The following is a 19,053-nucleotide window of genomic DNA, read 5'->3' on the forward strand; positions in this document are numbered from 1 at the left end:
GCCGAGCGCAATTTTTGATTCTCCAACCAAATTCCAGGAATTTGAGTTGGAGGCGGCCCTATACAGAATTTTGCGCCTTTTGTCGAGCGATCGCGCGAGGAATCGCTAAATCCTAGAAAGGGCGGGCTTCCACAGGTTCGCGCTTGGGTCCAGGATCGTCCGGCGGCGTTGGCAGCGGAAAAATGACGGGCTGCGGAGTGGTGGGGCGCGACGAGGCTTGCGGCGCCGGTTCCGTTCTGGCCGGCGCGTCCGCCGCTGGCGGAAGGATTTCGACTTCGGCGGGCACAGCTTGCGGGTATTGCGTGGCTTCGAGCGCCGTGAGCTCTGCCGGCTCGTAGGAGGGCGGCGGTTCCTCGATCGGGCCGGACAATACCTCCTTGGGCTGGAGCCAGCGATAGGCGTCAAGCTTGCCGGTCAGGGGCGAAACCGGGGCCCATTTTTTTGACCAGTGGCCGTCAGCGACCCAAACAGCGTCGCGCGGGGCGCGTGAGCCGCGCGACAGCCATTCGCGCACCAAACCCTGCGCGTCGTGCTCTCGCTGTTCAAGTTCGGCCATGATCAGGCACATGCGGGCTGTGGGCCGCTGGCCTTCCGCGATCAAAGGGGTCATGGCGGCGCGCGCTGTGACGAAATCGCGGGCGCCCAGGGCCGCCTGCGCGATCATCATCGCGCTTTCGGGGTCATCGGGCGCGCATCTGGCGAGAGTTTTCGCGCGACTGAGCCGGTCGCCGGACGAATCGCCGGGCCGCATATCGACATAAGCCTGGGCGAGATCGGGATGCGGGCTTTTGGCATAGGCGGTTTCGATCAGCTTCGAGCCAGCGCGCAATTCGCCTTTCCGCGACAACAGCCGCCCCAGCAAAGCCGTGGCGGGAACAAGATCCGGCGCCTTTTTCACGGCTGCGCGCAATAGTTTAATGGCGCGTTCGGGATCGGTGAGTTCGCATTCGATCGCCAAGGCGGTGTCGAGCACAGCTTTCTGCCGGTTGGCGGCGAAGGGATCAACGATTTTGGCGCGAATATTCTGTTCAACACAAAGTCGCGCCGCCTCCCAGTCGTTTTGCGCCGTATAACGGTCGAATACGGCCTGGCCCGACCAGGCGAGCGGGGTGAGCTTCTGCGCTTCGAGGGCGATCTGATGGGCGGTGTCGTGATCGCCCTGGCGCAGGCTTTCGGCGTGCAGGCCGCGCAACCCGAGTAATTTGGTGTCCGGGCGCTCGGTCATGGCGTGGAAAACACGTTCGGCGCTCGTCCGGTCGCCGGCGAGTTGCGCGGCCTGCGCTTCCAGCAGCAGCGTCAGCGGCTCATGCGGAAGCAGTTTTTTGGCTTCCAGGCTGGCCCGCTGAGCCTTGCGCGTGTCGCCAACGCCGGCGGCAAGAATTCCGCGTGTAAGCGCCTCATGACCTCGTGCGCGTTTGCGCGCGCGGGCGGTCAGGGAAACGAACCCTGGGATGCTGAACAGGAAGCGCACAAGGCTCCAGATCGCAATGGCGCAAAGCGCGACCACGCTCAACCCCACGACCGGGGATGTATCGATGTGATAGCCAAACCAAGTCAATGATAGCGAACCCGGCTGTTCGAGCAGGATTCCCAAGCTCAAGGCGGCGACGGCGATCACGAACAGGAAGATCAGAATGCGGACCATAGGCGGCTCTCGATCGGATTTGCGGCGCTGATTTTTTAGGCCGGCGGCCGTGGGGCGCCAGGAAAAACGCCTTTTTAGGATTTTCTCTTGCTCAAACCTTGCAGCGCCGCGTCCAGTTCGGCCTTGGCGGCCATTTCGGCGTCGAGACGCGTTTGCGCGGCGGCGGCCCAATCCGCCGTGAGGGCGAGGGCCGGCGCGCCAAATTGCGACCGCTCCGTCAAGGCGCCGGCGAGATTTCCGCGCGCAAGATCGTTTTCGATCCGCTCGATCCGGGCGGCGGTTGCGTCGCCGTTCGGCGCGCCAGCAGGACGAATTCGCACCAGTTTCGCGGCGTGGCTTTCCAAGAAGGCGAGGATGGCTTCGCCGAAATTTTGCGGCGCCTTGGCTTGTGCTTCGGGCGCGGGCGGAGCAGCGGCGGCGATAATTTTTGGCGCCAGAGCGGTGAAATCTTTTGCCAGTTGGACCGCGGTGGGCGCGCTTAGGCCGGCGCGAAGGCGCGCGAGGCGATTGGAATCGCCGCCGAAGTTTTGCAGCGCCGCCAGCATGGGCGCGTAATCGTCGCCTTGCCGTATCGCGGACAACATGCTTTGCGCCGCAACTATCCTCGCTGAAACATCGCCCGTGTTGGAGGGGCCGGCCTCGCGCGCCTCAAGTTCGGCGCGCGATTCGGTTTTCGGTTCGGCCAACCGACCTTCGACCGCCTGCAATCTTTTGGTCAGTTGCTCCAGCTTAGCCTCGGTCGAGGCGAACCGCGCGGTCATTTCTGTCACTGCCTTTTCGGCGGCAGGTTCGATCGGCGCCTCAGCGGGTTTGGTCTCGACGACGTCGCCCTTCGCTGGCGCCACAGGTTCCGGTTCAACGGGGGCTTGAGCTCTTTTCGGCTCCTCTGCAGGGGAAGACGGCGGTGCTGGGGGCGCCTCGACAGGGGGGGCAAGGACCGCGGGCGGCGCAGCTTTTTCCACAGACGCCTCGACATTTTCCTCGATTTTCGGTCGAGTGTCCAAGGCTTTGGGCGTCATAGCGACGGCAGGCATGGATTTTGAGGGCGGCGGCGAGGCCCATTCGGTCCAGCCGTAGTAGCCCGCGACGCCAATAGCGCAAGCGGCCGCAGTGGCTACAAGCGGACGCCAGTTGAAATCCTTTCGCTGTGTCTCGACAGCGATCGCGTCGGGCTCTTCGGGCGGCGATTCTTTCGAGGGTTCAACTTTCGGTAGTTCAGCGCTCGCTGCTTCCGTATCTGCGGAGCTCGAAACCTCGATGGCTTCGCCCCGTATTACCGGCGCGGAGCGAGTGCTTCCTGAAAGAGCGTCGGGCAAAGATTCAGGCTTCGCGCCTTTTTCGCTTTGCCCGCCCTGCTGGTCGCTCATGCCATACCCCTGTCCTTCGGCGTCATTATAGCTGTTGCGTGTGGCGAGGAAACCCGCAATTGGCGGAGCGGCAAGTTCAAGCGTTCGTTGCGATCGCCTCGGCGATGGCGACGGTGCGCCGCGCCATATCGGCATGAAGCCTTTCGACCATTTTGCCGTCGATCTGCAGCGCGCCCTTGGTGGCGTTTTCCGGCAAGTCGAAAACCTCGATGATTTTGCGGGCGAAGCTGATTTCCGCAACGGCGGGAGCGAAAACTTCGTTGCAGATTGCAACTTGATTGGGATGGATCAGAGTCTTTCCGTCCATTCCCAGATCCCGGCCTTGCTCGCATTCGGCGCGGAAACCGGCTTCGTTGGAGAAGTCATTGTAAACGCCGTCGACGATTTCCACGTCATGCGCCCGGGCGGCGGCGACGCAGATCGACAAATAGGCCAGCATCGAGGGTCGGCCAGGGGTCAGGCGCGCCCGCGTTTCCTTGGCGATGTCGTTGGTTCCCATAACCAGAACCGCCAGTCGCGAGGCGGGATCGAGCGCCGTGCGCACGATCGAATCGGCGTTGAGAATAGCGACCGGCGTCTCCATCATCGCCCAGAGACGGGTATGGTCTGGCGCGCCGGCATCTCGGATCGCTTTCGCAGTCATCATGATGTCGCCCGGCGAAGAGACTTTTGGCACGAGAATGGCGTCGGGACCGGCGTGGGCGGCGGCGGCCAGGTCAGCGGTGCCCCAGGGGGTGGCGGAGCCATTGACGCGAATGACCACTTCGCGGCGGCCGAAACCGCCCGCCTTGACGGCGGCGACGACCTGATCGCGCGCCATTTCCTTGGCGTCGGGGGCGACGGCGTCTTCCAGGTCGAGGATGAGGGCGTCGGCGGCGATGCTCTTGGCCTTTTCCAGCGCGCGGGCGTTCGAACCGGGCATATATAGGACGCTGCGTCGGGGGCGAAGGCTGCTCATGTCATCTCCGGTTTTTGACCATTCTGGATTTGTCGCGCGGCACCATAATGTCTTCGCCAGATTCACGCCATTGTCATTTTGAAAATTGGAGAAGGCCTTTTGGCGAGGATTGCCCATCGCACGGCATTGCGGCAAAAGAGAACCGGGTTTCGGGAAAAGCTGCGCTTCGCCAGTTTTTCAGTCCGATGCGGTCGCGGGCTTAACGCGATAGCCTTCGACCCGGAAGGCATTGGGAACGCGGACGAAATGAGCGAAGCGAATTTTCCGAAACGGCTCACCGAAGGTTACGAGAGTTTTCTCGGCGGCCGCTTCGGCCGTGAACGCCAAAGATTCGAGGAACTGGCCGAAAGAGGCCAGAACCCGCAAATCCTGTTGGTCGGCTGTTGCGATTCGCGGGTTTCCCCGGAATTGATCTTCGACGCCGGACCCGGTGAAATGTTCGTGCTGCGGAATGTCGCCAATCTGGTGCCGCCCTATCAGCCCAACGACGATTACCATGGCACTTCGGCGGCGATCGAATTCGCGGTCATGGCTCTGAAAGTCAAACATATCGTCGTCATGGGCCACGCCCATTGCGGCGGCGTCAAAGCCTATGCGGAATTGCAGAACGACCCCTACATGCGGCCGCTGGCGCCGGGCGATTTCATCGGCGGCTGGATCAAATTAATGGCGCCCGCAGCGGAAAGCCTGGGTCCGCCGACCGAGCCGCTGCGGGAATGGTCAGAGCGTCTGGCGCTGGAATCAGTCAAGCTGAGCCTGCAAAATTTGCGCACCTTTCCTTATGTAGGCACTTTGGAGGCGCGCGGCTGGCTCACCTTGCACGGCGCCTATTTTGGTGTCGCCGGCGGGGAATTGTTGGCCCTGGACGAATCCGACGGGGTATTCCGGCAGGTGGCGCCGGAAGCCCATCAAGACGCATTGGGAAGGGCGCCGCGTTTTTAGTTTTGAGTTAGCAAGCCGGATGCGGCGGGGGCTGGCGCCTTTGCAGAAATTAAAACGCCGGGGAAATCCCCGGCGTTTGTCTAAGCTTTCAGGCCGCTTTTTGCTTCGGAACCAGCAATTTGCGGTTGATCAGCGCCTCCGCGATCTGCACTGCATTGAGCGCCGCGCCCTTGCGGAGATTGTCGGAGACGCACCAGAAGGCGAGCCCGTTCTCGACGGTGGCGTCTTCGCGAATGCGCGAAATATAGGTGGCGTCCTCGCCCGCCGCTTCGTGCGGGGTGATGTAGCCGCCCGGTTCGCGCCGGTCGATCACCAATATGCCAGGCGCCTCGCGCAAAATCTTTCGCGCTTCCTCCGCCGTAATTGGCTTTTCGCATTCGATATTGACGCTTTCCGAGTGCGAGATGAACACCGGCACACGTACGCAAGTGGCGGTCAGCTTGATCTTGGGGTCGAGAATTTTCTTGGTCTCGGCCATCATCTTCCACTCTTCCTTGGTAAAGCCGTCTTCCATGAAGACGTCGATATGTGGGATGAGATTGAAGGCGATGCGCTTGGGGAATTTCTTGCTCTCGACCTGATCGGAGACAAAAACTGCACGGGTCTGGGCGAAAAGCTCGTCCATTCCCTCCTTGCCGGCGCCTGAGACGGATTGATAGGTAGAGACGACGACCCGCTTGATTCCGAAATGATCGTGAAGCGGCTTCAGCGCCACGACGAGTTGGGCGGTCGAGCAATTCGGATTGGCGATGATGTTGCGCCTGCGGAAATCCTTCAGCGCATCGGCGTTCACTTCCGGCACGATCAGCGGCACTTCGGAATCATAGCGCCAGGCCGATGAATTATCGATCACCACGCAATTTTTCGCGGCGATGCGCGGCGACCATTCCTTGGAAATGGCGCCGCCGGCCGACATCAGGGCGATGTCGCAATCGGAGAAATCATATGTGTCGAGGTGCCGGCATTTGAGAATTTTGTCGCCATAGGACACTTCTGTGCCGATCGAGCGCGACGAAGCTAGCGCCACGACCTCGTCCGCCGGGAACTGGCGTTCGGCAAGAATATCCAGCATTTCGCGGCCCACGTTACCCGTGGCGCCGACGACAGCGACCTTGAAACCCATGCTGCTCTCCACAATTTGAGGGCGAATGCCTACAGCAAGCTTGCGCTTTGGGCAATGCGCCTTCTGCGCCGCATCGCTCGGTTAACTTTCGATTTTGGCCTGGGCTTCGCCTTTCAGCTGCGCTTCCTCGCGTTGCCGCCGCGCCGAGATCACGTCGTGATCCAGCCGTTCGGTCCAGCCGCAAGCAGCGAGCAAAGTGCGCATGTGTGGCGGAACGCAGGCCTCGACCTCGATCGGCGGCTTGTTTTTCGACAGCGGAATGGTGATCGCCCGCGCGTGCAGGTGCAGTGTTTCGTCCGGCGCGCGGCACGAGCCATAGATGGGATCGCCGTGAATGGGAAAGTCCAGAGCCGCGCAATGGACCCGCAATTGATGCGTCCGCCCAGTGAGCGGCTCAAGCGCCAGCCAGGTTATTTCCGCGCCATTGGCGTCGCGCCCCCGGCCAAGCACTCGCCAGCGCGTTTGCGATGGCTGGCCCTTGGAATCGACTTTCATCCACCAGCCGCGCGTGGCGTCGAGCCGGCCCAGCGGAAGGTCGATCAGTCCTTCGTCTTCAGTGGGGCCGCCTTCGACAACGGCCCAATAGGTCTTGTCGATGCGGCCCTGCTTGAAAAGCAGCATCAGCTTTTCCAGCGCCTTGCGATGGCGCCCCAGCACCAGGCATCCGGAGGTGTCCTTGTCCAGCCGATGCGCCAGCGAAGGGCTGCGGGGCAGGCCAAAACGCAGATGGTCGAATGAATCTTCAAAGCTTTCGCCGCCCTTGGGTCCGCGATGCACGGCAAGGCCAGGGGGCTTGTCGAGCACCAGCATCAGACCGTCGCGATAAAGCAGACGCGCACAAATCTCTTCCGGCGTCATGCGGGAAAGGCTATCGAGGGGCGGAATGGATTTTCGGCGAAAGGCGGCATGGCTGCTTATCGCAAAATCCCGAGCTTATGAGAAGGGCGTCTTGCCCGATCACAAAAAGCGGATTTTTGGCGAATGAACGCAGAATCGAAAGACAAGGCGGAAAAAGCCGGATTCATGGCCCGCTTGTTCAAGCTTCGCCATGCCGAAGAGGAGTTTTGGGAGCCCAAGCCGGAAGTCCAGCTGGAGGCCAAGCCTCAAGCGGCGCCGCTGGAGCGGGAAATCGCGCCGGCGCCGGTCGAGCCGCCTCCTCCTGTCGTTGAAGCGCCGCCCCCGGTCGAGTTGACGGTTGGGCCTCCGGCGCCGGAGCCTCAACTGGAGCCGCCGGAGGCAAGGCCAAGCTGGTGGTCGCGCCTGCGGCAGGGGCTTGCCCGCTCGTCTTCCTCCATCGGTCAGGGCGTCGCGGATATCTTCACCAAGCGCAAATTGTCCGCCGACATGCTGGAGGATTTGGAGGATGTGCTGGTGCGCGCGGATCTCGGCGTCACCGCCGCGACGCGGATCGCCGCGCTTGTCGGCAAGGGCCGCTATGACAAGCAGATCGCGCCGGAAGAAGTGCGCGCCATTCTGGCTGAGGAAGTCGAACGCGTTCTGACCCCGGTGGCCATGCCGCTCGAAGTGAATGGCGGCAAAAAGCCCTTTGTCATTCTGGTCGTGGGGGTCAATGGCTCTGGGAAGACCACCACCATCGGCAAGCTGACGGCGAAATTCACCGCTGAGGGCAAAAGTCTGATGCTCGCCGCCGGCGACACTTTTCGCGCCGCCGCCGTTGAACAGCTGCGCATCTGGGGCGGCCGCATGAACGTCCCGGTGATCGCCCGCGAACCCGGCGCCGACGCCGCCGGACTCGCTTTCGACGCGATCAAGGCGGCGCAGGAGCAAAACATCGACATCTTGCTGATGGATACGGCGGGCCGGCTGCAAAATCGCAGCGAACTCATGGCCGAACTGGAAAAAATCGTCCGGGTGATGAAAAAGATCGATGCGGAGGCGCCTCATTCGGTGCTGCTGGTGCTCGACGCCACGGTCGGCCAGAACGCCTTGAACCAGGTCGAGATCTTTGGCAAGGTCGCCGGCGTCACCGGCCTGGTCATGACCAAGCTCGACGGCACCGCGCGCGGCGGCATATTGGTCGCCATCGCCGAAAAATTCGGCCTGCCGGTCCATTTCATCGGCGTCGGCGAACAGGCCGACGATCTCGAGCCTTTCACCGCCCGCGATTTCGCCCGCGCCATCGCCGGTTTCGACGACGAAACCGCCTGACAGGAATTTTTCATGACTCCGGACAACGGACGCAAAAAAGTCAATCCGCTGCTGAAACTGGTGCTGGAAATGGGGCCGTTGGTCCTGTTTTTCCTCGCCAATTCCAAACCCGCTTTGTTCAATTGGCTGGTCGGGGGCTTTTTGCCGGAAAACCTGCCGCCGGAAAAAGTCACCATGCTGACCGCGACGGCGGTGCTGATGGCCGCCGTGGTCGTCGCTCTGGCGGCCTCATGGCTGCTGACCAAACATTTGCCGATCATGCCGGTGGTTACGGCGATCGCCGTGCTCTTCTTTGGCGGCCTGACCTTCGTGTTTCAGGACAAGACCTTTATTCAGCTCAAGCCGACCATCGTGAACTGCCTCTTCGGCGCGACTCTGCTCGGCGGGCTGGCTTTCGGCAAACTGCTGCTGCCAGTGGCGCTGGACAGCGTCATGCATCTCGACGAGGAGGGCTGGCGAAAGCTGACTTTTCGATGGGGCCTGTTCTTCTTTGTCCTGGCGGGTCTCAACGAATTCGTGCGGCTGACGCAAAGCTGGGATTTCTGGGCCGGCTTCAAAAGCTTTGGCATCATGCCGCTGACGGTGATTTTCGCTCTTTCGCAGACGCCGCTGATCTTGAAACATGAGATCAAGCCGGAGGCGGAAGGGGAGCATTTTTGAGAGCGAATCCTCTCCTCGCGTCGGAAAGGGCGGATTTCCGGCAGGTGAAAAAGTGAAAATGGCGTGGTGGAGCTGCAGTTCGTCGGATAGGCGACATTCTCGTTATGTTTCACGTGTGGACTGACACAAAACAAGAACAACGGTTCGACCTGCCCATTTTCGCCGGCAATGCATCTTTCACATCGACCGTTTTCAGGGCCGATGGCTCATTGGCCCTCGCGCGCCTTCCATAAATCCGGGCGGCGCTCTTTTGTCAGCGCTTCCGCCTGTTCGCGGCGCCAGCGCGCGATTTTGGCGTGATCGCCTGAAAGCAGCATGTCGGGGATTGGCCTGCCTTCCCATTCGCGCGGGCGGGTGTAATGCGGATATTCCAGCAGGCCGCCTTCGAAACTCTCGTCGTCGCCGGATTCGTGCTTGCCCATCACCCCGGGCAGCAGTCGCACGCAGGCGTCGAGCAGGGTCAGGGCGGCGATTTCGCCGCCGGACAGGATATAGTCGCCGATTGAAATTTCGCGCAATCCGCGCCCTTCGATGACCCGCTCGTCCACGCCCTCGAAACGGCCGCACAGGATGACCAGTCCCGGCCCGCTCGCAAATTCGCGCGCCATTTCCTGCGTCAAGGGTTTTCCGCGCGGCGACATCAGGAGGCGAGGGCGCGGATCGCCCAGTGGCGTGGCGGCGTCAAGGCTGGCGGCCAGAACGTCTGCGCGTAAAACCATGCCGGGGCCGCCGCCCGCCGGGGTATCATCCACGGCGCGATGGCGGCCGAGGCCGTGATCGCGGATGTTGTGCGTCTTTAGCGCCCATAGCCCGTTGGTCAGCGCCGTTCCCGCCATGGAGGCGCCGAGCGGTCCGGGAAACATTTCCGGATAAAGGGTGAAAACGCTCGCCGCCCACATGGCTCAGGCTTCCGGCTGTTCAGGCTCGGACGGGCTTTCGTCGTCGACGACGAACGGCGGCTCGACTATCACTATTCCCGCCTCCAGGTCGACGCGCGGCACGACGGCGCGCGTGAAGGGAAACAGCAGGGTTTCGCCGGCCGGCGGCGCCACTTCCAATATGTCGCCGGCGCCGTAATTGAGCACGTCGAGGATGGTTCCCAGCAATTGGCCTTCGCCGGTTTCGGCGCGCAGGCCGATCAGGTCGCGGCAATAATACTCGTCATCGTCGGGCGGCGGCAGTTTTTCGCGCGAAAGGTACAGTTGGACATTGGTGAGTTTTTGCGCGGCGTCGCGATCGGCGACGCCCTTGACCCGCACGACCAGCAGGTCGTCTTTCAACGGGCGGGCGGCGGCGAGGATAAATTCGCGGCCAGCCGAATCGTGCAAGGCCCCGTAAGAGGCGATGCTCATTGGCTCCTGCATGTAAGACTTCACCCGCATTTCACCGCGAACGCCGTGCGGCGCGCCAAAAACCCCGACCAGAACCTCGTCGTCCACCGGCGTCTCCCAAAAGCGAAAAGCGCCGCCGCGTCACAAAGGAGCGGCGGCGCGCAATTTTTCCGTTCCGAGGCGCTTATTCGGCGGCGGCGGCTTTCTCGGCGGCGGCGGCGGCCGCGGCGGTGCGTTCCTGCGCCTTCTTCTTCGGCAGCGCCTTTTCCGGATTATTGCGCGGCTCGCGCTTCATCGCGCCGACGCCGTCGAGCAGGCGAGCGACACGATCGGTCGGCTGCGCGCCCTTGGTCAGCCATTCCTTGGCCTTTTCCACGTCGAGGACGAGGCGGGTCTCGCAATCCTTCGGGGCGAGCGGATCGAACGTCCCGAGCTTTTCGATGAAGCGGCCATCGCGCGGGGAACGGGCGTCGGCGACGACCACGCGGTAGAACGGGCGCTTCTTGGCGCCGCCGCGCGACAGGCGAATCTTTAACGACATGTTCTCTTCCTTTTTGCTTTCCCTTGCGGGAGTTTTACGCCGAGGGGCGGGCACTGTTTCGATGATCAAACGGCCGGCCCCTCTTCCGGCTGTCCCAAACCCCGCCGCAACGACGACGGAGCGAAAAACTCATTTCTTCTTGCCGAATGGATTCAGCCCCGACAGTCCGCCGCCAAGACCTGGCAAGCCCCCCGGCAGACCGCCTGGGAAGCCGGGCAATCCGCCCGCCTTGCCGGACCCGAGCCCGGGCAGGCCAGGAAGTTCGGGTTTCTTGACCGGAAAGGCGCCCGCCGGCGGATTTTGCGGAATCCCCAGGCCCATTCCGGCGCCACCGCCGAATTTCTTCTGCAATTCGGCGATTTCCTCCGGCGAAGGCTGCGGCATGCCGCCGCCAAGACCAAAGGCCTGGGCCATTTGCGCCATGGGGCCGCGTTTGGCGCCGCCCATCGCCTTCATCATGTCGGCGGTGGTGCGGTGCTGCTTGAGCAGCCGGTTGACCTCTTCCACCTTGGTCCCCGAACCCGAGGCGATGCGCTTTTTGCGCGACGCCTTGAGAATGTCCGGGTTGCGCCGCTCGGCCGGCGTCATCGACAAGATGATCGCGCGCTGGCGCTTGATCATGTTGTTGTCGATCTTGGCGGCGGCCATCTGTTCCTTGATCTTGCCCATGCCGGGCAGCAGGCCCATGATGCCGCCGAGGCCGCCCATGGTTTCGACCTGCGCCAGCTGATCGGCCATGTCCTGAAGGTCGAACTTGCCCTTGCGCATCTTGTCGGCGATGCGCATGGCCTTTTCGGCGTCGATGGTTTCTGCCGCCTTTTCGACCAGGGCGACAATGTCGCCCATGCCGAGAATGCGGTTGGCGATACGCTGGGGGTGGAAATCGTCTAGCGCGTCCATTTTTTCGCCGGTGCCGATCAATTTGATCGGCTTTCCCGTCACAGCGCGCATCGACAGGGCGGCGCCGCCGCGACCGTCGCCGTCGACGCGGGTGAGGACGATGCCGGTGATGCCAACGCGGTCGTCGAAATTCTTGGCCAGGTTGACCGCGTCCTGACCGGTCAGGGCGTCGGCGACGAGCAGGATTTCATGCGGCTTGGCGGCGGCCTTGATCTCGGCCATCTCCAACATCAGCGGCTCGTCGATATGGGTGCGGCCCGCGGTATCGAACAGCACGACGTCATAGCCTTGCAGACGCGCAGCCTCTTCGGCGCGGCGGGAGATCTGCACCGGGGTCTGCCCGGCGACGATCGGCAAAGTGTCGACGCCGACCTGGCGGCCGAGCACCGCAAGCTGTTCCTGCGCCGCCGGACGCTTCACGTCGAGCGAGGCCATCAGCACCCGCTTGTTGAAACGATCCTTCAGGCGCTTGGCTATTTTCGCCGAGGTCGTGGTCTTGCCCGCGCCCTGCAGGCCGACCATCATGATCGCCACCGGCGAGGCGGCGTTGAGGTCGATCGGCTCGGCGTCGGAGCCGAGGGTCTCGATCAGCACGTCATTGACGATCTTCACGACCATCTGGCCGGGCTTGATCGACTTCACCACTTCTGCGCCGACGGCGCGGGCGCGCGCCTTGTCGACGAAGGAGCGCACCACGTCGAGGGCGACGTCCGCTTCGAGCAGGGCGCGGCGCACTTCGCGCATGGCGGCGTTGACGTCCTCCTCGCTGAGGGCGCCGCGACGCGTCAGGCCGTCGAATATGCCGGAGAGCTTTTCGGAAAGGCCCTCGAACATGAAAAAATCCTTCTTTGTTTTCGCAGACCACGAAGTCGTGGTCTGCGAGTTCCTCGCATCAGCTCGGCGTCGCGTTCGCTCCTAGGCCGCCCCTTTCGGGTACGGGCAGGTTTCCGAAGCCGCCAGTGAAACGCGGCCTCTCGCAAAGCGATCCTGCAAAGCAAAACGCGCCCGGGGGCGCATCGCGCTGCCGGGCGTTGGCCTCCCGCATTCGGCGCGGGTCAGCTTTCGCAGAAATTCGTCTCTAACGAGAGTGGGCGCTTTTAGCCCTCCAGCCGCCTGGAGTCAATTCGTTTGAATTCAGTCGCCCAGAGCCAGACGCGCCAGAATATTGATCAGGACTCCAAGAAACAGCACTACCACAGCCAAGCCTTGAACCGTAAAGCCCAAGCTACGCTTTTGCGGCGCCTCCTCATAGCCGCGCTTGTAAAGGTAGCGCCCGACGATCCACACCAAGCCGATGGCGGCGGCGCCGGCGTCGGAGACGAAATACGCGAACAGCCAGAGACAGGGCAGATAGATCGCCATCCATTCCAAGGTATTCATCTGGATGCGATAAATACACTCGAACGCCGGATCGCCGGTTGTCGCCGGCGCAGCGATCCTGTATTGGCCGCGCGCCTTTGCGACGCTCAACCCAAGCCAGGAATAGAAAAACACCGAGGCCAAAGTGACCAGCGCGGTATAATAATACATGGGGACTCCTCGTCGGACGAGACGCTTTGAACCAACGCCCGCCTGGATCGTTACGGACAAGCCAAGCTTTCGCCGTGGTCGGCGGCGCCGTCAAGCAGGATGAACTTGCCAAGGATTGATATCAAAGTTTATATGTGAACCAATAACAGGCCAAAAGGCCGATGGCGGGAGGAAAGAATGAACGTTTCGGATCAGGTTCAAGCTGCGCGGCCGTGGATCGCCCATTATCCTCCCGGCGTGCCGGCTGAAATCGAGCCGCAAAATAATTCGACACTGGTCGATCTCTGGCGCCGCAGCCGCGATCTCTATGGCTCCCGCGTCGCACTGGTAAGTTTTGGCGTGCGCATGACCTATGCCGAACTTGGCGCGGCGGCGGATCGCGTCACCGCCTGGCTGCAGAACAATGGTTTCGCCAAGGGCGACCGCGCGGCGATCATGGCGCCCAATGTCATGGCCTATCCCGCCATCCTGCTCGGTATTCTACAGGCGGGCGGCATAGCGGTGAACATCAATCCGCTCTACACGTCGCGCGAACTCGAGGGCCAGATCCTCGATGCGACACCGCGTTTTCTGTTCGTGCTGGAAAATTTCGCCGCCACAGTCGCGGCCGTACGCGAAAAACTGCAGCTCGAGCGCGTCATTCTTGTTGCGCCGGGCGACCTGCTTGGACCCAAGGGTCTGCTCATCAATTTCGTCTCGCGCCATATCAAAAAGGCGGTTCCGAAGGCCGATCTTCCGGGCGCCCTGACTTTCGCGGCAATGAGGCGGCAGGCCAAGGCCCTGAAGCCCCGGCCCGTGGCGATATCCGGTGACGACTTGGCGGTGCTGCAATATACCGGCGGCACAACCGGCACGGCCAAGGGCGCCGTTTTGCTTCATCGTAACATCGCAGCCAATGCCGAGCAGAACATCGCCTGGTTCGCGCCGACGCTCAAGTCGGACCAACCCTCGGTCTCGGTGACCGCCCTGCCGCTCTATCACATCTACGCCATGACCGCCTGCCTGTGGTTCCAGCTGCGGATGGGCGGATCCTGCCTGCTGATCGCCAATCCGCGCGATATCGACGGACTGGTCAAGACATTGCAGAAAAGCCACTTCACTTTCTTCAACGGGGTGAACACGCTTTACAACGCACTGGTCGATCATCCCGGCATGAGAACCATCGATTACGGCCCCGTCGCCATCTTCGCCGCCGGGGGCATGGCGGTGCAGCCCGCGGTGGCGCGCAAATGGCGGCAATTGACCGGCAAGCCGATTATCGAAGGCTATGGCCTTTCCGAAACCTCGCCGGTGCTTTGCGTCAATCGCCCGGACATCGAGGAATTCACCGGCACAGTGGGCTATCCGGTTTCCTCGACCGAGATTTCGATCCGCGACCCCTCCGGCGCGGCGGTTCCAATGGGCGAGCCCGGTGAGATCTGCGCACGGGGGCCGCAGGTCATGGCCGGTTATTGGGACCGTCCAATGGCGACCGAGGCGGCGATGACCGCCGACGGTTTCTTCCGCACCGGCGACGCTGGTGTGATGCTGCCGGACGGGCAGATCAAGATTGTCGACCGGCTGAAGGACATGATCATCGTGTCTGGCTTCAAAGTCTATCCCAACGAAATCGAGGAAATTCTCGTCGAACACCCCAAGGTTCGGGAGGCGGCGGTGATTGGCCGGCCCTTCGCGGCGACCGGCGAGGAAGTCGTGGCCTTCATCGTGCCGCGCGAGCAAGATCTTGCCGAACACGACTTGCGCGCCTTTTGCCGCGAAAGGCTGACCGGCTATAAAATGCCGCGCGAATTCATTTTCCGCGACGAATTGCCCAAATCCAATGTCGGCAAAATCTTGCGCCGGAGCTTGAAGGATAGTCTTTCTTCGTGAACGAAATACTGGACCGGGCCGGTTTCATCCGCGCCGAGACGCGGCTTCTGGCGGTTCCGCACGCGCCTGAAATTTCGCTGCATCTCGCCGACGAGGCGACTGAACTATGGCAGAAGACCGAGGACGAACTCGGCGAAATCGGCCTGCCCCCGCCTTTCTGGGCCTTCGCCTGGGCCGGCGGCCAGGCGCTCGCCCGCTATATTCTCGATCATCCGCATCTCGTCGCCGGCCGCAACGTGCTCGATTTCGCCTCGGGCTCCGGCCTCGTCGCCATAGCCGCCGCCAAGGCGGGCGCGGCGAGGGTCGAGGCCTGCGACATCGACGATTTTTCCGGCGCCGCCATGGTTCTGAACGCCGAGGCTAATGGCGTCGTTCTGGCGCCGCGAATGGAAAACCTCATCGGCCACGACGAAGGCTGGGACGTGGTGCTGGCGGGCGATGTCTCCTATGAGCGCGACATGGCGCAGGACGTGACCGGCTGGCTGCAAACCCTGGCGCGACGGGGCGCGCTGGTGCTGATCGGCGATCCCGGCCGTGCTTATCTGGCGCGCGAAAAACTGGAATCGCTCGCTGAATATCGCATCGCCGTCACCCGTTCGCTGGAAGATTGCGAGATCAAGAAAAGCCAGGTCTGGCGGTTCTTGGGCGAAGGTTAAACCAACGCCTCCCGCAGATCGAGCGTCGCCCGCACTCCGACATCGTTGAAATGCGCGTCGAGAAATTTTTGCGCCGCGCGGCGGCCGATGTCGCGCAATTGTACGAAGAAATCATAATCCGACCGCATCCGGCTGGCCGCGCCGAATTTGTTGAGTTCGTCCTGCGCTTCGATGACGTGCAGGCGAATGCATTTGTAGTTCGTGCCCTCGAGGCGACCTTCGGCGATCAGCCGCGCCACGAAATCGATGGCGCGAAATTCCTGCAACAAGGACGAATTGAACGTGATTTCGTCGATCCGTCCCAAAATTTCGGCGACCGATTCAGGCGTGCCCTTGCGCTCGATCGGATTGATCTGGACGAGGACGACGTCGGTCGTCTCGGTTTCGTAGAAGAAGGGAAAGAGTACCGGATTGCCCATAAAGCCGCCGTCCCAATAGGGAACGCCGTCAATCATCACCGCCCGGAAAACCGTCGGCAGGCAGGCGGAAGCCACGACCATGTCGATGGTCAGTTCCGGGCGGTGGAACACCCGCACTTTTCCCGATTCGACATTGGTGGCGGCGATGAACAGTTTCAGATGATCGCTGGCGCGCAGGGCGGCGAAATCGACCTGGGCGGCGAGAACATTTCGCAGCGGATTGATATTGAGCGGATTCATTTCGTAGGGCGAGAGCATGCCCGCCGCCTGCTGGAAGATGGTGGCGATCGGCGTCGCGTTCCAAAAATTCAGCACGCCTTCCATGATATCGCGCTGCACCGGCGCAAATCCGCCGTCGAGACTGGCCGCGCGCCAGAATTTTGCGAGCTGGTCGCGGGCGCCCTCGACCCCTTCCTTGCGCATCCCCTCGGCCAGACTGACCGCATTCATCGCCCCGGCGCTGGTCCCGCTCACTCCGTCCAACTGAAGGCGTCCGTCCTCCAGCAACTTGTCGAGCACGCCCCAGGTGAAGGCGCCGTGCGCGCCGCCGCCCTGAAGCGCCAGATTGATCTTCTTGTGCGGCGTCTCTTTTGCGGCGGGCATGGCGTTCCTCAAGCGGCGCGCAAAAAACCGGGTCCGATTCTTTCGCGCGCCGCGAGCCTGATCTTAGAGCAGATCAGGCTGCGGTCCAGCCGCCGTCCATCGAAATATTGGCGCCGGTGATCTGCTTGGCGGAGTCGGAAGCCAGGAACACGGCCAGAGCCGCGAGTTCGTCCACGGTGACGAATTGCTTGGTCGGCTGGGCGGCGAGCAGAACGTCATTCATGACCTGCTCCTTGGTCATGTTGCGCGCCTTCATCGTGTCGGGAATCTGCTTTTCGACCAACGGCGTCCAGACATAGCCGGGCGAGATGCAATTGGCGGTGATGCCGAAAGTGGCGAGTTCCAGCGCCACCGTCTTGGTCAGCCCGGCCAGCCCGTGCTTGGCGGTGACATAGGCCGACTTGAACGGCGAGGCGACCAGCGAATGGGCCGAGGCGGTATTGATGATCCGGCCCCATTTGCGCGCCTTCATCCCGGGAACGGCGGCGCGGATGGTATAGAAGGCCGAGGCGAGGTTGATGGCGATGATCTGCTCGAATTTTTCCGGCGGAAAATCCTCGATCGGCGAAACGAACTGCACGCCTGCATTGTTGACCAGAAGGTCGACGGAGCCGAAGGTCTTTTCAGCGTTGGCGATCATGGCGGTGATTTCGGCCGGCTTGGACATGTCGGCGCCGTCATAGATCGCCTTGACGCCGAAATCCTTTTCGATGCCGGCGCGCTCGGCTTCGATGGCGGCGGCGTCGCCAAAGCCATTGATCACGATGTTGGCGCCTTCCTTGGCGAAAGCACGGGCGATGGCAAGGCCTATGCCCGAAGTGGAACCGGTGACGACGGCGGTTTTGGCGGCGAGCGACATGATCATCTCCTGATTGAAGGCATAAGCGAGCTTCGGCGGGACTATAGAGCGCGGAGGAGAAATTGCAGCTCGGCAATAGGAGTAAGTTGGAGCGGCAACAAATTCGCGTCTGCAAAATTCCTCTGATATAAGAGCCCGAATTTATGACATTTATGGGAAAAGGTCGATGACCGAACTTGGCTTTCCGCCGCTTTGCGACACCGAAATCGCCGCCGCGCCGCGATTGAGGCGCGAAAGCATCGGCGTTCGCGTCGGCGAAGGTTTTGGCGCCGTGACCGTCGGCGGCGACGCGCCGGTCGTCGTGCAGAGCATGACCAACACCGACACCGCCGATGTCGAAGCGACGGTGCAGCAAGTCGCGGCCCTCGCCCAGGCCGGTTCGGAACTGGTGCGCATCACCGTGGACCGCGACGAGGCCGCTGCCGCCGTGCCGAAAATCCGCGAAAAGCTCGATAATGTGGGCATTTTCACGCCGCTGGTCGGCGATTTTCATTATATCGGCCACAAATTGCTGGCCGATCATCCCGCCTGCGCCGAAGCCTTGGCGAAATATCGCATCAACCCCGGCAATGTCGGTTTCAAGGAAAAGAAGGACAAGCAGTTCGGCGCCATCGTCGAACTGGCGATCAAGCATAACAAGGCGGTGCGCATCGGCGCCAATTGGGGCTCGCTCGACCAGGAAATGCTGACCGTCCTGATGGACGAAAACGCCAGGGCGGCGCATCCGGTGGACGCCCGCGCCGTGACGCGCGAGGCTCTGGTCCGCTCGGCGCTTCTCTCCGCCGAAAGGGCCGAGGAAATCGGCCTGCAGCGCGACCGCATTATCCTCTCCGCCAAGGTTTCCGGCGTGCAGGACCTGATTTCGGTCTATCGCATGGTGGCGCGGCGCTCCGATTACGCACTCCATCTCGGCCTGACCGAGGCCGGGATGGGTTCGAAAGGCATCGTCGCCTCCTCCGCCGCGCTCGGGATCTTGCTGCAGGAAGGCATCGGCGACACCATTCGCGTCTCGCTAACGCCAGAACCCGGCGGCGACCGCACCGTGGAAGTCCAGGTGGCGCAGGAAATCCTGCAGACCATGGGCTTCCGCACTTTCGTGCCGCTGGTCGCCGCCTGCCCCGGCTGCGGCCGCACCACTTCCACCGTCTTTCAGGAGCTGGCCCGCGATATTCAGGGACTGATCCGCGAACGGATGCCGGATTGGAAAAAGATCTATCCGGGCGTCGAGACGCTGAACGTCGCGGTGATGGGCTGCATCGTCAACGGTCCCGGCGAATCGAAACATGCCGATATCGGCATTTCCCTGCCGGGAACCGGCGAAACGCCGGCCGCCCCGGTGTTCATCGACGGCAATAAGGCGATGACGCTTCGCGGCGAGGGCATCGCCAAGGAATTCGAGAAGATCGTCGAGGATTATGTCGCCCAGCGCTTTGGCGGCAAGAACGCCAGCGCCGCGGAGTGAGCGACGAGCTTATCCTCCT

The 19,053-nt window shown here is 62.2% G+C and carries 18 protein-coding genes; 6 read left to right on the forward strand and 12 right to left on the reverse strand.

Annotation, left to right across the window (positions count from 1 at the left end; genetic code table 11):
• Positions 1-112: 112 nt before the first annotated feature.
• The 3 genes from ACLP2E_RS20930 to ACLP2E_RS20940 form a co-directional block, all read right to left on the reverse strand.
• Positions 113-1,645, reverse strand: a complete 1,533-nt coding sequence (locus ACLP2E_RS20930; RefSeq protein WP_442467000.1) for a heme biosynthesis HemY N-terminal domain-containing protein — start codon at positions 1,643-1,645, stop codon at positions 113-115.
• 74 nt (positions 1,646-1,719) lie between these two features.
• On the reverse strand, positions 1,720-2,490 hold the full coding sequence (locus ACLP2E_RS20935) for a hypothetical protein (RefSeq protein ID WP_442462781.1): 771 nt from the start codon (positions 2,488-2,490) through the stop codon (positions 1,720-1,722).
• 598 nt (positions 2,491-3,088) lie between these two features.
• Positions 3,089-3,970 carry an HpcH/HpaI aldolase/citrate lyase family protein gene (locus ACLP2E_RS20940; RefSeq protein WP_442462780.1) on the reverse strand — a complete coding sequence of 294 codons (882 nt, stop codon included), beginning with the start codon at positions 3,968-3,970 and terminating at the stop codon, positions 3,089-3,091.
• 246 nt (positions 3,971-4,216) lie between these two features.
• Here ACLP2E_RS20940 and ACLP2E_RS20945 point away from each other — a divergent pair, with 246 nt between their 5' ends.
• Positions 4,217-4,912 carry a carbonic anhydrase gene (locus tag ACLP2E_RS20945; protein ID WP_442462779.1) on the forward strand — a complete coding sequence of 232 codons (696 nt, stop codon included), beginning with the start codon at positions 4,217-4,219 and terminating at the stop codon, positions 4,910-4,912.
• A gap of 88 nt (positions 4,913-5,000) precedes the next feature.
• Here the strand turns inward: ACLP2E_RS20945 and ACLP2E_RS20950 are convergent, their stop codons facing one another.
• The gene (locus tag ACLP2E_RS20950; protein WP_442462778.1) at positions 5,001-6,035 is read right to left on the reverse strand and encodes an aspartate-semialdehyde dehydrogenase; all 1,035 of its coding nucleotides are present in this window, start codon (positions 6,033-6,035) and stop codon (positions 5,001-5,003) included.
• An 81-nt stretch (positions 6,036-6,116) separates the two neighbouring features.
• Positions 6,117-6,893 (reverse strand): RluA family pseudouridine synthase, encoded by a 777-nt coding sequence (locus tag ACLP2E_RS20955; protein ID WP_442462777.1) that lies wholly within the window; start codon positions 6,891-6,893, stop codon positions 6,117-6,119.
• Positions 6,894-7,058: 165 nt separating this feature from the next.
• On the opposite strand from ACLP2E_RS20955, the gene ftsY reads away from it, so the two are divergent.
• Positions 7,059-8,204 carry a signal recognition particle-docking protein FtsY gene (ftsY, locus tag ACLP2E_RS20960; RefSeq protein ID WP_442467009.1) on the forward strand — a complete coding sequence of 382 codons (1,146 nt, stop codon included), beginning with the start codon at positions 7,059-7,061 and terminating at the stop codon, positions 8,202-8,204.
• A gap of 12 nt (positions 8,205-8,216) precedes the next feature.
• Complete coding sequence (locus ACLP2E_RS20965) at positions 8,217-8,864, forward strand: septation protein A (RefSeq protein ID WP_442462776.1); 648 nt, start codon at positions 8,217-8,219, stop codon at positions 8,862-8,864.
• A gap of 206 nt (positions 8,865-9,070) precedes the next feature.
• Here the strand turns inward: ACLP2E_RS20965 and trmD are convergent, their stop codons facing one another.
• The 5 genes from trmD to ACLP2E_RS20990 form a co-directional block, all read right to left on the reverse strand.
• On the reverse strand, positions 9,071-9,763 hold the full coding sequence (gene trmD, locus ACLP2E_RS20970) for a tRNA (guanosine(37)-N1)-methyltransferase TrmD (RefSeq protein ID WP_442467001.1): 693 nt from the start codon (positions 9,761-9,763) through the stop codon (positions 9,071-9,073).
• Between the two features lie 3 nt (positions 9,764-9,766).
• Positions 9,767-10,303, reverse strand: a complete 537-nt coding sequence (gene rimM / locus ACLP2E_RS20975; RefSeq protein WP_442467002.1) for a ribosome maturation factor RimM — start codon at positions 10,301-10,303, stop codon at positions 9,767-9,769.
• A 76-nt stretch (positions 10,304-10,379) separates the two neighbouring features.
• Entirely contained in the window at positions 10,380-10,736 is a 357-nt protein-coding gene (rpsP, locus tag ACLP2E_RS20980) for a 30S ribosomal protein S16 (RefSeq protein ID WP_442467003.1), read from the reverse strand.
• Between the two features lie 129 nt (positions 10,737-10,865).
• A complete protein-coding gene (gene ffh, locus ACLP2E_RS20985; protein WP_442467004.1) occupies positions 10,866-12,470 on the reverse strand; it encodes a signal recognition particle protein in 1,605 nt (534 codons plus the stop codon).
• A 300-nt stretch (positions 12,471-12,770) separates the two neighbouring features.
• The gene (locus ACLP2E_RS20990) at positions 12,771-13,166 is read right to left on the reverse strand and encodes an MAPEG family protein (protein WP_442462771.1); all 396 of its coding nucleotides are present in this window, start codon (positions 13,164-13,166) and stop codon (positions 12,771-12,773) included.
• A gap of 177 nt (positions 13,167-13,343) precedes the next feature.
• Here ACLP2E_RS20990 and ACLP2E_RS20995 point away from each other — a divergent pair, with 177 nt between their 5' ends.
• Together ACLP2E_RS20995 and ACLP2E_RS21000 are read left to right on the forward strand one after the other, a co-directional pair.
• Positions 13,344-15,035 carry an AMP-binding protein gene (locus ACLP2E_RS20995; RefSeq protein WP_442467005.1) on the forward strand — a complete coding sequence of 564 codons (1,692 nt, stop codon included), beginning with the start codon at positions 13,344-13,346 and terminating at the stop codon, positions 15,033-15,035.
• The gene (locus ACLP2E_RS21000) at positions 15,032-15,691 is read left to right on the forward strand and encodes a class I SAM-dependent methyltransferase (RefSeq protein WP_442462769.1); all 660 of its coding nucleotides are present in this window, start codon (positions 15,032-15,034) and stop codon (positions 15,689-15,691) included. The genes ACLP2E_RS20995 and ACLP2E_RS21000 overlap by 4 nt, the downstream gene beginning before the upstream one ends.
• Here ACLP2E_RS21000 and ACLP2E_RS21005 read toward each other — a convergent pair.
• Together ACLP2E_RS21005 and ACLP2E_RS21010 are read right to left on the reverse strand one after the other, a co-directional pair.
• Positions 15,688-16,713 carry a patatin-like phospholipase family protein gene (locus ACLP2E_RS21005; RefSeq protein ID WP_442467006.1) on the reverse strand — a complete coding sequence of 342 codons (1,026 nt, stop codon included), beginning with the start codon at positions 16,711-16,713 and terminating at the stop codon, positions 15,688-15,690. The genes ACLP2E_RS21000 and ACLP2E_RS21005 overlap by 4 nt on opposite strands.
• 73 nt (positions 16,714-16,786) lie before the next feature.
• Positions 16,787-17,572, reverse strand: coding sequence for a 3-hydroxybutyrate dehydrogenase (locus tag ACLP2E_RS21010; protein ID WP_442462271.1), 786 nt, complete (start codon positions 17,570-17,572; stop codon positions 16,787-16,789).
• 166 nt (positions 17,573-17,738) lie between these two features.
• On the opposite strand from ACLP2E_RS21010, the gene ispG reads away from it, so the two are divergent.
• Positions 17,739-19,034 carry a flavodoxin-dependent (E)-4-hydroxy-3-methylbut-2-enyl-diphosphate synthase gene (gene ispG, locus ACLP2E_RS21015; RefSeq protein WP_442467007.1) on the forward strand — a complete coding sequence of 432 codons (1,296 nt, stop codon included), beginning with the start codon at positions 17,739-17,741 and terminating at the stop codon, positions 19,032-19,034.
• Positions 19,035-19,053: the final 19 nt, after the last annotated feature.

It is taken from the genome of Rhodoblastus sp., assembly GCF_052145335.1.
Taxonomy (GTDB): Bacteria; Pseudomonadota; Alphaproteobacteria; order Rhizobiales; family Beijerinckiaceae; genus Rhodoblastus.